A 14,070-nucleotide genomic window follows, 5' to 3' on the forward strand; every position below is an offset into this window, starting at 1 on the left:
AAGAAAACCTCGGGGATTCCCGAGGTTTAGTTGTGCCACAATCCCACTTATGTAGGCGGGAATCCCGCTCCGTTAATGCTTTCAGCTTTGTTCGTTATTCATCATCCTCAGCATCGGCTAGAATAGCTCGTACATAATCAACTACCGTCTGATAAAATTCCGATTTCGGATCGATTTCCCCGATAACTTCAGCGTTACGAGCGGAAAGATCCACCGATTTCACATGATCGGTCAGCACCACTCCGCTGAGCTCCGAAAAAGTTATTTGTGCTCCGGTTGTCGAAATTCCGGAAGGTACCGGAACTTCAAACGTATTTCCCTTTTGCTGATTCGTGACGGGTACGATTAAGGCCATTTTACTTAGGGATGGATCAATGAATCCATCGGAAAGGATAATTGCAGGACGCCAACCGGTTTGCTCGTGTCCGGTGCGTGGATATAAATTTAACCAGATGACACTACCACGTTTTACGGTTCCTTTGGTTGACATTAAATGATCTCATCTCCCATTGGTTCTACGAACATTTCCTCATGCGCTTGATCTGGAGTATTCTTTCCACGAAGCGAAAGGAAAAGCTTGCGCAATTCACGATTCGTTTTTGCCTTTTTAGTTGTGGCAGGGCGTAAGAGAATGCCTTGATCCGGAATCAACTCCATTTCGACTTTCGCTCCCAAGCCTAATTGTGCGGTTTCCAAGAGCTCCTGTGGAATGCGTATGCCCATGCTGTTTCCCCATTTGCCAATGGTTGTCGTTGCCACATGAATCATTCCTTTCTTATCTTCATGCTTCAATTGTACCACACCTTTCGCTTGCAGTATATCCATAGTATATCCAAAATACTGAGTTTGGTTACCTATCATTTTGTGTTTTGCCCGCGATACTATTGAATGTTACTGCTGGCTGTTACCACATTGAAATTATTCAAGCAATGCAATTGCAGGTCATTACGCGGTCTTTCCATTAATGGATTCCCAATAATGAAGCGGGTATAATGGGAATGCTCAGTAATATTTTCACTTGATGACAATCAGGATTCGGAAAAAGGGAAGGGGCGGGGCGCAGCAGATGTATACCATTGGAATCGTAGGACCCTCGCTGTCCATTGACCGCACGCTGCATGCTCTAAGTGATCTGGAGCTTGAATTGAGATTTGAGACGTTTCCCTATGAGCATGCCCGGGAGACGGCAGACATCATTCGCCGCAGCCGGGATAACGTGCACGGATGGGTGTTTACCGGTCCGATTCCCTATTTAAGCGCCCAGGCTGTGCTGCTTGAGCATGAGCATGCGACATATTGCCCGCCGACTGGCGGCAGCCTCTATAAAGCTATACTTCAAGCGGTGTATACCCTGGGACGTCCGGTAGAAAGGCTCTCCATCGATATGCCGGATAACGATAGCTGGGGGATGAGAGACAGTTTGAGGGAGCTGGCCTTTTCAGAGGATCAGGTACATAAATATTTATTTTCCGTTGATTATAGCGTGGAAGACATGGTGGAGCATCATGCAAGACTGTGGCAGGAAGGAACAACCGAGGCTGCTTTTACCTGCCTGTACGCTGTTTATGAGGGCCTCGTCAAGCTGAAGGTTCCGGTATTCAAAATTGACGCCACCAAAATAGATTCCATGCAGGCCGTGCGGATGCTGGTGGAAAGAATCCGCAGCTCTGCCTTCAAGGACAGCCAGCTCGGTGTGCTGATGCTGGAGATGGACAGGCTGCATGAGGAGGTTCAGAAGACCACGGAGCGCTACCGGCTGCAGCATCTCGAGCTGAAGATCAAAAGCCTGCTCCTTGAGCATTGCGATCGGATCGACGGCTCCCTGCATCAGGACGGGACGGGGCGTTACCTGATGTTTGGCTCAAGAGGCCAAATGCAGCGCAGCGTGGAGGAGCTTAATGCAACCATCACTCAGCTTGAGCTGGATACAGGGCTGAAAGCCCTGGCCGGAATCGGCTTTGGCGAAACGGCTCTGGTAGCGGAGAATAATGCAAGAAAAGCGATTCTGTACGCGAAAGAGTCGAAATCCGGCGGTGTTGTGCTGTTCGAAGCAGATGGAACCATTATCGAGGCTTCGGCTGAGCAAGAGCCCCTCGCTTACCATTATCTATCCCATGATACGAAATTGCTGAAGAAGCTGAACAGGGCCGGCGTGAGCATACGAACATATCAGAAAATCAAAGCTTATATGCGGCGAATCGGGAGAGAGGAAGTGACTGCCGCAGAGCTGGCATCGGGTTTATCCATGACGACACGTCATGTACAGCGGATTCTGGGAAGCCTGACTGAATGCGGGGCTGCGGAAATCACGGGCAGCGAGCTGCACAGCCGGCGGGGCCGCCCAAGCAACCGGTACCGTTTGCTCTAATACTGGGAACTTGAATCAAGACATCTATGGAAATCACTTCTCTTTGGATGATTATCTCAAGCATTCGTTTTGGGTCCAACATACCTTGGAGATATCTTACTGGAGGAGTGATATCTTATGGCACGTATACTCGATAAAGCAGCCGTTCAGCCCCGCAGCAGATTCAACCTGGCAAATTCATTTATAATCCGGCGTTCCCCGGGAAGATCCCGCCTTGCAACCATCAATATCAGAATACCGGTGAATTCTCAACCCAATCGGGTAGATTTGGTAGCGACTGTTGGTGTCCGGGGTGTCACCGGCATTGCACAAATTCTCTTTAGAGTCTTCCGCGATGGAAGAGAGATTTTCAACACACAGCAAGGCATCGAATCTGCCGGTTCTGAACAAAATTATGCAGTTACGTTCCAGGCGGAAGATAGAAATGTACCTGCGGGTACACATGTCTACACAGTTACCGCTGAAAACCGCACGGCAAATACAAGAGCCGACGTTGTTGGACCCGTATCCTTTAGCGGTTTGGCAGTGAAAACGAGAAACTGATCGCATCGTTTGACCAACTCTATTTTTGAACACCTATATCATTTCTTCTTTGTCAGGAAGAATGGTATAGGTGTTTTTTTATTTTTTTGTGTAATGAACGCTTACATAAGTATTGTGTTTTTGAAAGCGTTAATTATATAATGTCATAAATTACGACATTATCTTTATATGTTCGTTAATTATGAAAAGGAGTTTATTCAAGGGTCCGTCATCGCTGATTCAGGTCCATCAAGACAGGGAGGTAGAAGAGAGGTATGGTCAAAGCAGCTGGAACAGAAGAGAATGCAGGATTGTTTAAATGGGTGGAGAAAGTGGGCAATAAGCTGCCCAATCCGTTTCTGCTGTTCATTTATCTGATCGCCATCTTAATGGTCAGCACGCTGGTTTTATCCTGGTTTAAGGCTTCGGCTTACAATCCCATTACCGGGGAACAGGTTCATGTGAAAAATTTGCTGAGCCGGGAAGGAATTCAGTGGATGCTCCCCAATATCGTCCAGAATTTTGCGAGCTTCAAACCGCTTGCATCCATTCTTGCGCTGGTGATGGGGATCGGGCTTGCCGAGAAGGTACGGCTGCTTGAGGCCGTTATGAGAAAAATGGCGGTTCGTGTCAATGCGCGTTTTGCCAGCTATATCGTTATTTTCATTGCATTCATGAGCCATGTGTCCTCTGATGCGGCGCTCGTTATTATGCCTCCGCTTGGAGCCTTGATGTTCCTGGCTGTAGGAAGACATCCGGTGGCAGGGCTGATCGCGGCGATTGCTGGTGTGGGCGCAGGTTTTACGGCGAACATTCTGATTGTGACGACCGATGTGCTTCTGTCCGGCATCAGTACAGAGGTAGCTGCTTCCATTGATCCGAATACAGGTGTCACGGTACTGGACAACTGGTATTTTATGTCTGCTTCCGTTATTGTACTGACCCTGATTGCCGGCTTTATGACAGACAAGTTTCTGGAGCCGCGGCTCGGGCGTTATGAAGGAGAGCAGCCGTACAAGCTGGAAGCTCCTACGCCGGAGGAGAACAAGGCTTTGCGCGCAGCAGGAATTGCCGCACTTATTTTTATCGTGATTATGGCCCTGCTTGTGGTTCCCGCGAACGGTGTTCTGCGCAACCCGGATACCGGAAGCGTGATGGGCTCGCCGTTCCTGTCCGGCATTGTTCCGATTATTTTGCTGTTTTTCGTTACGGTGGCGATCACCTACGGCATAAAAATGAAGGTGATCCGCACCCAGAATGATATCCCCGGTCTGCTGATGGAACCGATCAAGACGATGGCCGGATTTATCGTCATGGTATTTCCGCTGTCGCAGTTCGTTGCATTTTTCAACTGGAGCAACATGGGGCAGTTTATTGCGCTGACGATTACCGATTTGCTGGAGAAGACCGGCATCAACGGCATTCCGGTCATTATCGGCCTCGTCTTCCTGTCTGCTTTGCTGACCATGTTCATTGCCAGCGGCTCCGCCATCTGGTCCATTCTGGCCCCTGTCTTTATCCCGATGATGATGCTGCTTGGCTTCCATCCTGCATTCACGCAGATGATTTTCCGGGTATCGGATTCGGTCATCATTCCGCTCGCTCCCGTATCACCATTCGTTCCGCTGTTTGTCGGCTTTTTGCAGGAGTACAGGAAGGATGCCAAGCTGGGAACGTATTACTCGCTGATTTTGCCGTATTCGATTGCTTTTTTTGCCGCCTGGACGTTGATGGTCATTATATGGTACCTGTTTAACCTGCCGCTTGGCCCCGGAGCGCATCCGCGATTGTAAGCGGGGTAAAGCGGAATTGTCATTTGTAATCCCGCACTCGTTAGACGCATTCATGTTTGGAGGAGACTACTGATGATAGATGTTATAGAGCTTCGCAGAGAACTGCATCAATATCCCGAGCTGGGATTCACGGAATTCAGAACTGCAGCCAAAGTCGTTCAATTGCTCAGTGGCTGGGGCTACAAAGTCAACTATGCCCAGGATACGATGGATGGCGAATCACGCCGCGGCCTGCCCTCAGAGGAGGTGCTGGAGGAGGCTTACCAGCGTGCGCTGCGGGAAGGAGCAGATCCGGCTGTCGTTGAGCGCATGCGCGGCGGATATACGGCCGTGGTCGCCGAGCTTGACGGCAGCAGCGACGGTCCGACGGTCGCTTTTCGCTTCGATATGGATGCCCTCCCCATTCCGGAGAGCGATAAAGCAGGGCATTTTCCTGCGGATCAGCAATTCCGCTCCAGTCATGAGGGAATCATGCACGCCTGCGCGCATGACGGGCATACCGCCATCGGCCTGGCCCTGGCAGAGCGATTGAGCGACAGGCAGTTTGCCGGCAAGGTGCGCCTGCTGTTCCAGCCGGCCGAGGAAGGGGTCAGAGGGGCCTATGCCATGGTGCAAAAAGGAATGCTGGACGGTGTAGACCGCCTGTTCTGCATGCATCTGGGCACCGGTGTACCGACAGGGCATATGAGGGGGGCAGCAAGGGGATTTCTGGCTACGACCAAGCTCGCTGCGCATTTCAGCGGGGTGTCGGCTCATGCCGGCGCTTCCCCGGAGGAAGGGCGCAACGCGCTGCTGGGAGCGGCGACGGCCCTGCTGAATATTCATGCGCTTCCCCGCTTCAGCACAGCCGATACCCGCATTAATGTCGGCATTCTGGAAGGAGGCAGCGGGGCGAACATTATCCCGGCCCATGCCCGGATGGTCATTGAGACCCGTTCGGCGGATGAAGCTACGAACCGTGAGCTGGAACGGCGGGTACGCCAGATCATTGAGCACAGCGCAGCCATGCATGAATTGGAAGCGAAAATTGAGGTTATCGGAGGCGCCATTCCCATCGCTTGCGATGCGGAGCTGGCGGAATTGGCGGCCGCGGAAGCGGCACAGATCCCGGAATTTGCGCATGCGGAGCCATTTTCCGACGCATCGGCTCTCGGCAGCGAGGATGCCAGCTATATGATCCGGCGTGTGCAGGAGCAGGGGGGCAAAGCAACGTACATGATTATCGGCACCGACCTGCCCGCACCGCATCATCATCCCGAGTTTGATATCCATGAAGCTGTCCTGTCGCCCGCGGTCACTTTGCTGGAACGCCTTGCGAGAAAGCGGGCAGGGGATTGAATATTGGAATTGTTCACCAGCAGAATAATTGCGGAGGCTTCTCCGGAGACAATGAAGGCAGCGGCAGCAAGCTGCCGGAAACAGCAACGAATATGTACGGCTATCTGCTCGTGGGAGGTATCATCCTGTTAGCAGGCCTGTTCTTCTTAAGAAGAAAGAGGGCATAAATCGTAAGGATAGAAATGGCTCCCTCCAGGTGAAATTACTTGGAGGGTAGTTGCTTATTAAGGAAGCAATAGTGAAATCAGAATAGTCCAATGTGCCGATATCCATTCGAATTCAGAATAGATATCCAAGGCTCTGCTGGCTAATTTATTGGATTTTGCTGGTACTCATAACCACAACCATCGTTGTTCGATTGGTTGGATAATTATCCTCTGTTAAAGAACGACTGCTTATCGCACAGAAAAGCCCGCTCATTACGAGCGGACCTGTACGTGGTCATCAAGTTGTTAGTTGCATCATCATGACAAGCCTGAAGCTGCACCCTGAAGCAATTCTTCGCGTTTGCTCGAGACTTCGATCATCAAGTTGGCTCCGAGCTTGAACCCATGTTGAAAAGCAGCTTCAACATGCATGCTATTGACTCTATCACACAGGTCAAAATATTCCTCAAGCTCACGAAATGCTTCGTCGCCCAATCGGTTTCGCCATTGTTCTGTCTGCGCTACCACTTGTTGGCTTAAATGTCGGTATTCTGGATGAGATGGCACGATGGCTTCATCGGGATGAAGCTGCCCTCGGTACAGGGCTTCCAGAATCGTTCTCATATATATCCTCCCATAAATGTCATCGCATCGCTTGAACGAGATTCCTGCACATGGTAGGATATTTATGCAGTCTGCTTATTCAAGCGATTGCTGGATGGGAAGTAGCGGTGTTCTTTACGGGACTGACGCTGCTTCCTTTTATTACTTTTGGAGATCGTCGTAGATCCTTTCAATCCCTTTGCGAATAACATCCGAACGAGTCGTATTCAGCTTTTCGGCACAAGCGTCAAGCTTGTTCAAGATGGCTTGATCGGCACGTACTCGAATCAATTCGCTTTTGGGATTGTCAGATAGAGGACGCCCCATCTTTTTGGACGACATCGCTTCACCCCACTTTTTGTGTCCATATCAAGTATAATGAGTGTGGCAACAAAAAGTCAATCGAATCTTACAGTCGCTCCCTATTTTTTTTCGGCAGATTAAGAGCCTATCCCAAAATAAATGAATGTGAACGAACGGGAAGAGTTTTTCCCAAAACAATCAACGCACAAGCAAAATAAAGCAGGGCCCCATAGTTTCAGGCCGTTTATTGCTTTGTACATATGTTCGAGACGAATGTGGTTCAGCTGCGGCGTGGCTGGCTGTTGCTGTCCAGGTTATTGGCGGTTTGGCCTAGGCAGTTGGCTTGGGGCGTCCGGAGTACCGAGGAAAAAAATGCAAGCCCGGGGATTATTCCTGGGCTTGTATTTTGATCCTATGGTTTAGTTCTCGAAAGCTTTACCGATGGATCAGGAAAAGACGTAACAAGCGCAAAACCCACCGCTAAAGGTTTGCGGCCTTCGGTGGGTTTTGCTGGTAGATGAAGCAAAAGCGCGCCGTGAGGCACACCTCGTTGTCCTGGGGGAGGGTTGCGACCTCCCTTATTTCTATTCTTATGTTACCACAATGAAATTATACAGGCAATACGATTGCGGGTCAGGAAACTATCGTCTGATAAAATTCTGATTTCGGATCGATTTATCCGATAACTTCAGCGTTTCGGGCGGAGAGGTCCACCGATTTCACATGATCGGTCAGCACCAAGAGTTTATCCTTTTAGCCCAAGCTTGACCGTTTCGATAAATTGATGCAATCTGCGCAGCCCCTCGTCAATCTCTTCCATCGTCAAGTTCCCATAGCCGAGAATCAGCCTGCCTGAGTAGGCGCCTTTCATTCTTGCATACTCTTCAAAGGTGCCGATCCGCACACCGTACGATTCCAGCTCGCGCCAATCGGCAGCCCCATACTCCCCGGGAGGAAATGCAAGCTGTACATGCATGCCTGCCTCATCCCCGAGAATCCGGACTTCATCTTTAAACAGATGACGGACCTTTTCTTCCAGAAAAATGCGTTTCTTTCTATAGAGTGCCTTCATTTTGTGGATATGCCTTTCGAAATGGCCGTCATTGATGAAGCGGGCCAGTGCCGACTGGGTTAAACCGGAGGAAGTCAAATTCATATCGTACTTCGTTTGCAGCACCTGATCCATGATGGCTGGCGGCACGATCAGAAAGCCGACCCGCAGCGCCGGCGACAAGGTTTTGCTGAACGTGCCCGCATAAATCACCCGCGAGGGGGCAAGCGTCTGCAAAGGCGGAACAGGGTTCCCCTGATAGCGGAATTCGCTGTCATAATCGTCTTCCACAATATAATGTCCCGCCCTTTCGGCCAGCTTTACAGCTGCCTGCCTGCGTTGCAGGGAAAGAACACTGCCTGTCGGGAATTGGTGGGAAGGTGTAAGCACGATGAAGCCTCCAGGTGCTGCATAGGGGATATGGTTTACCATCATCCCATCGCGATCCACTGGAACGGGATGAATATCATAATTTAACCGACCGAAAATATCGCCGGTAAACCCAATCGTCGGATCTTCAATATACACCGTTTGAAATTGGCCCGAAAAGGAGGAAGCAAGCAGCAGTAAGCTGTTCGAGGTGCCTGAGGTGATGAGGATATCATCCGGGCTGCAGCGGATACCCTTGGCACGGTACACATAACGCACTATAGCTTCCCGCAGCGGTTTGTTGCCGCGGCAATCGCCGTAATCAAAAATGTGGTCCATTTCGTAATTCATGATTTCCCGTACATATTTCCCCCACAGTCTGCGCGGAAAATACCGCAAATCAGGAGCCCCCGGATCAAAATCAATTTCATGGATGACAGGAGCTTGGACGGCTGCTGCTGCCGCTTCTTGCGCAGTCAGGCGGACAGGCACGTTTTGCACATCCTCTGCGATATAAGTGCCGGAGCCGGTTTGCGTGCATAAATATCCCTCTGCGGTCAGCCGCTCGTAAACCTCGATCAAGATGTTTCGCGCTATACCCAGCTCCTGTGCAGCTCTGCGTGTCGGAGGCAGCTGCAGTCCGGGGGCGAGTGAACCGTTTTCAATTTGATTCCGCAAGTAATCGTATAATTGCTTTGTTATGGAACCGGCACCAGGTGCCGGAGCAAATCCGAACAATGGCTATCCCTCCCCATTGGCTCCTAAAAATAAAACGGTGATTGGCTCTTATGATCTTTATTGTCTCTTATTATACTGAACGGGAATGGAAGAACAAAGGAGATGGAGACCATGTTAAAACGCCAATTAGGGAGATCGGAAATAGAGGTCAGTGCATTGGGACTGGGCTGCTGGGCCATAGGAGGTCCTTGGCATGATGCGGAAACGGGGGAGGCCTTCGGTTGGGGACAGGTGAATGACCAGGAATCCATTGCCGCAATCCACTGCGCGATGGATGCCGGCATTACATTTATCGATACAGCGGATAACTATGGGGCAGGCCACAGTGAGAGTGTAATCGGGCAGGCTTTGAAGGGGCGGAGATCCCAGGTGGTGATTGCCACCAAATTCGGCAATGTGACGAATGAGCAGACGAAAGAGGCGACGGGACAGAATGCCAGCCGGTCTTATATCAAGCAGGCATGTGAAGCTTCGCTCAGAAGATTGAATACCGATTATATTGATTTGTATCAATTTCATTTGAACAATTACTCCGAGGAGCTGGCGCCGGAGGTTATGGAAACGCTAGAAGAGCTTGTTGCCGAGGGGAAAATCCGCTATTTCGGCTGGTCTACCGATTACCCTGAGCGAGCCCATGTCTTTGCCAAAAGTCCGTATTGCACCGCTATTCAACACGATATGAATCTGTTCAAGGATAATGCGGATATGATCCGTCTGTGTGAGGAGCAGCAGCTGGCGAGCATCAACAGAGGTCCGCTTGCCATGGGCCTGCTTACGGGAAAATATTCGGATGCCGTGACCGTGACGGATTCGCAGGATATCCGCCGCCGAAGCGATCTGGGCTGGTTGAGGTATTTCAAAAACGGCGTGCCTGCGCCAGACATGATCACACAATTGAACAGCATCCGTGAGATATTGACTTCGGGCGGCCGCTCTTTGACGCAAGGGGCCCTGGCCTGGCTGTGGGGAAGAAGCGAGTCGACCATTCCGATCCCGGGATTCCGCAATGTTACCCAGGTGATGGAAAACGTAAAGGCAGCCGAGTTCGGGCCGCTGAGCAGAGAGCAGATGGAGCAGATCGAACTGCTGCTTGCCCAACAGAGTGACAAATCGGCAGCATCAAGCGGAGAGTAATCCGCCACAGTAAGGAATTCGTAAGGCCGTGATTTGAGCCGTAAATATAGATCGGGACAGTCCCATGCGAATTTTTGCGCAGAGGGATTGTCCCTTTTTATCAGGAGCAGCAGAGGAACTTGACTTAATACGAAAAACCAATAACACTACTCAATGGAAGTAATGCAGCAAGATGGAGGGGGATTTTCAACATGGAAGTGCGGGTGCTCGTTGCCGATGATGAGCTGGAAATTCGTGAATTGCTGACCGCTTATTTGCGGCGTGAAATGTACAGCGTGGATGAAGCCGCGGATGGTGAGGAGGCGGTCCGGTTGTTTGAACGCAACCGTTATCATATGGTCATTCTGGATTTGATGATGCCGCGAATGGACGGAATGGAGGTATGCAGAAGAATCCGCAGTATGTCCAATGTCCCAATTCTGATGCTTACAGCCAAAGACCAGGAGCTGGAGAAAATCGTCGGACTGAACATGGGAGCGGATGATTACATTACAAAGCCGTTCAGCATTCATGAAGTGGTGGCCCGTGTAAAAGCGCTGATGAGAAGGTTCCTGGTGCTTGGAAGCGAAGAGAGCCGTCAGGGCGAGTCCCGTATGAATTACAAAGGATTGAGCATAGATCTGAAAAGTTATACGGTACAGGTCAGTGGAGAGGACGTGTCTCTGACGGCCAAGGAATTTGAGCTGCTCAAATTTCTCGCTTCCCAACCCGGCCAGGTTTTCACGAAGACCCAGCTTTTTCGCAATGTATGGAACGACAGTTTTATAGAGGATGATAATACGGTTATGGTGCATATCCGCAAATTACGCAAAAAAATAGAAGCAGACCCTTCCAACCCGGCATTTATTCAGACGGTTTGGGGGATCGGCTATAAATTTTCAGGTGAAAGGTTATGAGCAAAATCACGCTGCAGTCAGGGCAGCTCATTCTTGTACTTTGTCTTGCTGTAATATACATAGGGAATGCAGGTTCGGAGATATGGGCTTTGCTGCCGCTGGCATTGCTTGGTGTGACCGCTCTGGTTTTGCTCTGCATGGAACTGCAGGAGCGGAGAAGACAGGCTTATTTGGTTGACGGACTGCGGGAGGCACTGAAGCCGAACTACAGGACACGCCTGCTGGCCAAAGGGAACGGGGAATGGCAGGAGATTGTGTTCGCGGTCAATGAACTCATCGACAGGCTGGAAAAAATGAAGCTGAGCGCCCTGCGCTCCGAAGCGGCCAGGAAAAGCTTGCTCTCCAGCATCTCGCACGACATCCGGACACCCCTGACCTCCATTATCGGTTATATCGAAGCGGTCAGGGACGGGGTCGCCGCAACCGATGAGGAAAAGCAAAAATATCTCGGCATCCTGTCCGACAAGTCGAACGCGCTGAAGCTGCTGATCAACGATCTCTTTACGATGGCCAAGCTGGATGCGGAAGAGCTGGTCCTTGAGAAAAAGCACATCGATCTGGCGGAAATGGTCCGCGAGGCGCTGATCGAACAGCTGCCCGCCGCCAAAGAAAACGGTCTGGAAGTGGAAGCCCGTATCCCGGAGGAGCCCTGCCTCATCCGGGCGGATTCGTTCAGTCTGATGCGTATCTTCGGCAATATCATGAAAAATGCGATCCAGTATGGAAAGGAAGGCGGCGTATTGGGTGTAGAGCTGGCTCTTAAGAATACGGCCTGTGAAGTGACCATCTGGGATCGTGGTCAAGGCATGACGAGCGAAGAGCTTGAGCATATCTTCGAGCGAAGCTGGCGTGCGGACCGTGCCAGAAGCATGCACAGCGGGGGGAGCGGTCTGGGGCTCGCGATCGCCAAGGCGCTGACGGAGAAGAACGGCGGAACGATCTCCGTCAGCAGTGCACCAGGGGTACGGACGGCCTTTGTGGTTGTTTTTCCCCGGTCTTGAGCTTGCTATGGTTTAAGAAACAGTTAAGAAATGAATAAGAGGCAATTAAAATCTTGGTCTTATAATGGGAGCCATACCAAGAGAAAGAAGGTGCTCCGTCATGGAAGCAGTCATCAGGACGCAGGGGCTGACCAAGAGGTACGGAAGCCATACGCCGGTGGATCATGTGAATTTAACGGTAAGGCAGGGAGAAATCTACGGTTTTCTGGGACGCAACGGTGCCGGGAAAACGACGACAATTCAAATGCTTACAGGGCTCGTCAAACCGACCAGCGGACAGATCGAAATTTTCGGGGACAGCCTGTTTGCCAACCCCAAGAAAGTTTTACGCAGAATCGGCTCCATGATCGAGGTGCCTGGTTTTTATGAGAATCTGACCGCCGCTGAAAATCTTCAAATCAACGCAAGGATTATGGGCATTCACAAGAAAAACGCCATCGCTGAAGCGCTGGAGATTACGGGCCTGCAGCATGAAACCGGAAAAGTCGTGGGCAACTATTCCCTTGGCATGAAGCAGCGGCTCGGGATTGCCAGAGCGCTGCTGCATTATCCGGAGCTGCTCATTCTGGACGAGCCCACCAACGGGCTGGATCCCATCGGCATCAAGGAAATGAGACGCCTGATTCTTCATCTGGCCCAGGAGCGGGATATTACCATTTTCATCTCCAGCCATATTTTATCCGAAATGGAGCAGCTTGCAGACCGCCTCGGCATTATCCATGGGGGTAAGCTGCTGGAAGAGCTCACGATGGATGAACTGCGCAGCATGAACCGAAAGTATGTGGAATTACAGGTGTCGGACGATAACAGGGCTGTTCTGCTGCTGGAAGAGCACCTGGGCATTACCGATTATGAAGTGCAGGACGGGGGCGTGATCCGCGTATACTCACACCTGGACCGGATCAGTGAAATCAACAGGGAGCTTGTGCGTCAAGGCATTGACGTGATGAAGCTGGCTCTGAGCGAGGACAAGCTGGAGGAATATTTCGCCAAGCTGGTGGGAGGTGGCCCCATTGGTTGATTTGCTGATTGCGGAACTGCTGAAGCTGAAGCGATCCAAAATGCTGCTGCTGAGCGTTATTGGAGCGGGGTTAGCCCCTTTTATGGTCGTGCTTGCATTTTATATCAGCAGATCGTCGGAAGGCTCTTCCGGCGAGCAGGCTGTTTTTGAGACGCTTTTTTACAACACAAGCATGTATACCGCCTTGTTGATCGGTGTCCCGCTGTACAGCATTGTCGCGGCCTATTTGTTTCTGAGGGAGTATACTGAGGATACTTTGAAAAATTTGCTGACCATTCCGGTATCCAGAACAGGCCTGGTGATCAGTAAAATGGTGCTGCTGCTGACATGGATTGTGCTGCTGTCGCTCACCGCCTGGGTGCTCACCATCCTGTTCGGGTTGCTGGGAAGCTTTGACGGACTAAGCGGGGCGCTGATCCTGGACTATTTGATCAAGTTCACTGTTCAGGGCGTTCTGCTGTGGGCGCTGACAACGCCTATTATTCTGGTGACGATCATGATGAAAAACTATGTTCCGTCCATGATTGCGGCCATATCCATCACCATGCTGAATGTGCTGGTCTTTAACTCGGATCACCGGGGACTCGTGCCATGGACGGCCGCCTTTGATGTTGTTCATCATTCCCTGCTGCCGGTATATCCGACGGGGCTTTCTTATCTGCTCATTGCAGGCGTGTCCCTGGGTGGTTTCGCCAGTCTGCTGATTTATTTCGGAAGGGTGGATATTCACTGATGTATGATATTCTGTGCGCCATTTTGCTTGGAACGCCTCTTAATATCAGCCATG

The 14,070-nt window shown here is 50.9% G+C and carries 15 protein-coding genes; 10 read left to right on the plus strand and 5 right to left on the minus strand.

The genetic code is table 11. The features are described from left to right. Positions 1 to 94 precede the first annotated feature (94 nt). Positions 95 to 490: a type II toxin-antitoxin system PemK/MazF family toxin gene (locus tag ACE5KN_RS20010; RefSeq protein ID WP_375527958.1), complete on the minus strand. Its 396-nt coding sequence runs from the start codon at positions 488 to 490 to the stop codon at positions 95 to 97. Beyond that, positions 490 to 861: an AbrB/MazE/SpoVT family DNA-binding domain-containing protein gene (locus ACE5KN_RS20015; protein WP_375527959.1), complete on the minus strand. Its 372-nt coding sequence runs from the start codon at positions 859 to 861 to the stop codon at positions 490 to 492. Before ACE5KN_RS20015 ends, ACE5KN_RS20010 begins: the two co-directional genes overlap by 1 nt. A 160-nt stretch (positions 862 to 1,021) precedes the next feature. Here ACE5KN_RS20015 and ACE5KN_RS20020 point away from each other — a divergent pair, with 160 nt between their 5' ends. From ACE5KN_RS20020 to ACE5KN_RS20040, 5 genes are all read left to right on the plus strand, one after another. After that, positions 1,022 to 2,368, plus strand: a complete 1,347-nt coding sequence (locus ACE5KN_RS20020) for a hypothetical protein (protein ID WP_375527960.1) — start codon at positions 1,022 to 1,024, stop codon at positions 2,366 to 2,368. Between the two features lie 117 nt (positions 2,369 to 2,485). Continuing rightward, positions 2,486 to 2,911, plus strand: a complete 426-nt coding sequence (locus ACE5KN_RS20025; RefSeq protein WP_375527961.1) for an exosporium protein C — start codon at positions 2,486 to 2,488, stop codon at positions 2,909 to 2,911. A gap of 254 nt (positions 2,912 to 3,165) precedes the next feature. After that, positions 3,166 to 4,683 (plus strand): AbgT family transporter, encoded by a 1,518-nt coding sequence (locus ACE5KN_RS20030; RefSeq protein ID WP_375527962.1) that lies wholly within the window; start codon positions 3,166 to 3,168, stop codon positions 4,681 to 4,683. A 72-nt stretch (positions 4,684 to 4,755) separates the two neighbouring features. Further along, the gene (locus tag ACE5KN_RS20035; protein WP_375527963.1) at positions 4,756 to 6,021 is read left to right on the plus strand and encodes an amidohydrolase; all 1,266 of its coding nucleotides are present in this window, start codon (positions 4,756 to 4,758) and stop codon (positions 6,019 to 6,021) included. Next, on the plus strand, positions 6,018 to 6,188 hold the full coding sequence (locus ACE5KN_RS20040; RefSeq protein WP_375527964.1) for an LPxTATN C-terminal sorting signal domain: 171 nt from the start codon (positions 6,018 to 6,020) through the stop codon (positions 6,186 to 6,188). Before ACE5KN_RS20035 ends, ACE5KN_RS20040 begins: the two co-directional genes overlap by 4 nt. A gap of 297 nt (positions 6,189 to 6,485) precedes the next feature. On the opposite strand, the gene ACE5KN_RS20045 is transcribed toward ACE5KN_RS20040, so the two are convergent. The 3 genes from ACE5KN_RS20045 to pdxR all read right to left on the minus strand — a co-directional run bounded on the left by ACE5KN_RS20045 (position 6,486) and on the right by pdxR (position 9,231). After that, positions 6,486 to 6,791 carry a DUF6809 family protein gene (locus ACE5KN_RS20045; protein ID WP_375527965.1) on the minus strand — a complete coding sequence of 102 codons (306 nt, stop codon included), beginning with the start codon at positions 6,789 to 6,791 and terminating at the stop codon, positions 6,486 to 6,488. A gap of 141 nt (positions 6,792 to 6,932) precedes the next feature. Then, a complete protein-coding gene (locus tag ACE5KN_RS20050; RefSeq protein ID WP_375527966.1) occupies positions 6,933 to 7,112 on the minus strand; it encodes a CopG family transcriptional regulator in 180 nt (59 codons plus the stop codon). A gap of 706 nt (positions 7,113 to 7,818) precedes the next feature. Next, positions 7,819 to 9,231 carry a MocR-like pyridoxine biosynthesis transcription factor PdxR gene (gene pdxR / locus ACE5KN_RS20055; RefSeq protein WP_375527967.1) on the minus strand — a complete coding sequence of 471 codons (1,413 nt, stop codon included), beginning with the start codon at positions 9,229 to 9,231 and terminating at the stop codon, positions 7,819 to 7,821. Positions 9,232 to 9,342: 111 nt separating this feature from the next. Between pdxR and ACE5KN_RS20060 the strand changes: the two genes are divergently transcribed. The 5 genes from ACE5KN_RS20060 to ACE5KN_RS20080 all read left to right on the plus strand — a co-directional run bounded on the left by ACE5KN_RS20060 (position 9,343) and on the right by ACE5KN_RS20080 (position 14,016). Next, positions 9,343 to 10,365 (plus strand): aldo/keto reductase, encoded by a 1,023-nt coding sequence (locus tag ACE5KN_RS20060; RefSeq protein ID WP_375527968.1) that lies wholly within the window; start codon positions 9,343 to 9,345, stop codon positions 10,363 to 10,365. Positions 10,366 to 10,556: 191 nt separating this feature from the next. Further along, positions 10,557 to 11,261, plus strand: coding sequence for a response regulator transcription factor (locus ACE5KN_RS20065; RefSeq protein ID WP_375527969.1), 705 nt, complete (start codon positions 10,557 to 10,559; stop codon positions 11,259 to 11,261). Continuing rightward, positions 11,258 to 12,262, plus strand: coding sequence for a sensor histidine kinase (locus tag ACE5KN_RS20070; RefSeq protein ID WP_375527970.1), 1,005 nt, complete (start codon positions 11,258 to 11,260; stop codon positions 12,260 to 12,262). The genes ACE5KN_RS20065 and ACE5KN_RS20070 overlap by 4 nt, the downstream gene beginning before the upstream one ends. 100 nt (positions 12,263 to 12,362) lie before the next feature. Beyond that, positions 12,363 to 13,283 (plus strand): ABC transporter ATP-binding protein, encoded by a 921-nt coding sequence (locus tag ACE5KN_RS20075; protein WP_375527971.1) that lies wholly within the window; start codon positions 12,363 to 12,365, stop codon positions 13,281 to 13,283. Next, positions 13,276 to 14,016 carry an ABC transporter permease gene (locus ACE5KN_RS20080; protein ID WP_375527972.1) on the plus strand — a complete coding sequence of 247 codons (741 nt, stop codon included), beginning with the start codon at positions 13,276 to 13,278 and terminating at the stop codon, positions 14,014 to 14,016. Before ACE5KN_RS20075 ends, ACE5KN_RS20080 begins: the two co-directional genes overlap by 8 nt. Positions 14,017 to 14,070 lie beyond the last annotated feature (54 nt).

It is taken from the genome of Paenibacillus terreus, assembly GCF_042138595.1.
Taxonomy (GTDB): domain Bacteria; phylum Bacillota; class Bacilli; order Paenibacillales; family Paenibacillaceae; genus Paenibacillus; species Paenibacillus terreus.

Bases quoted from the DNA above. Each gene is read 5' to 3' on its own strand.
- ACE5KN_RS20060 (WP_375527968.1), top strand. From the start codon at position 9,343: ATGTTAAAACGCCAATTAGGGAGATCGGAAATAGAGGTCAGTGCATTG.
- ACE5KN_RS20050 (WP_375527966.1), bottom strand. From the start codon at position 7,112: ATGTCGTCCAAAAAGATGGGGCGTCCTCTATCTGACAATCCCAAAAGC.
- ACE5KN_RS20075 (WP_375527971.1), top strand. From the start codon at position 12,363: ATGGAAGCAGTCATCAGGACGCAGGGGCTGACCAAGAGGTACGGAAGC.
- ACE5KN_RS20025 (WP_375527961.1), top strand. From the start codon at position 2,486: ATGGCACGTATACTCGATAAAGCAGCCGTTCAGCCCCGCAGCAGATTC.
- ACE5KN_RS20015 (WP_375527959.1), bottom strand. From the start codon at position 861: ATGATAGGTAACCAAACTCAGTATTTTGGATATACTATGGATATACTG.
- ACE5KN_RS20065 (WP_375527969.1), top strand. From the start codon at position 10,557: ATGGAAGTGCGGGTGCTCGTTGCCGATGATGAGCTGGAAATTCGTGAA.
- ACE5KN_RS20045 (WP_375527965.1), bottom strand. From the start codon at position 6,791: ATGAGAACGATTCTGGAAGCCCTGTACCGAGGGCAGCTTCATCCCGAT.
- ACE5KN_RS20030 (WP_375527962.1), top strand. From the start codon at position 3,166: ATGGTCAAAGCAGCTGGAACAGAAGAGAATGCAGGATTGTTTAAATGG.
- ACE5KN_RS20020 (WP_375527960.1), top strand. From the start codon at position 1,022: ATGACAATCAGGATTCGGAAAAAGGGAAGGGGCGGGGCGCAGCAGATG.
- ACE5KN_RS20010 (WP_375527958.1), bottom strand. From the start codon at position 490: ATGTCAACCAAAGGAACCGTAAAACGTGGTAGTGTCATCTGGTTAAAT.
- ACE5KN_RS20070 (WP_375527970.1), top strand. From the start codon at position 11,258: ATGAGCAAAATCACGCTGCAGTCAGGGCAGCTCATTCTTGTACTTTGT.
- ACE5KN_RS20035 (WP_375527963.1), top strand. From the start codon at position 4,756: ATGATAGATGTTATAGAGCTTCGCAGAGAACTGCATCAATATCCCGAG.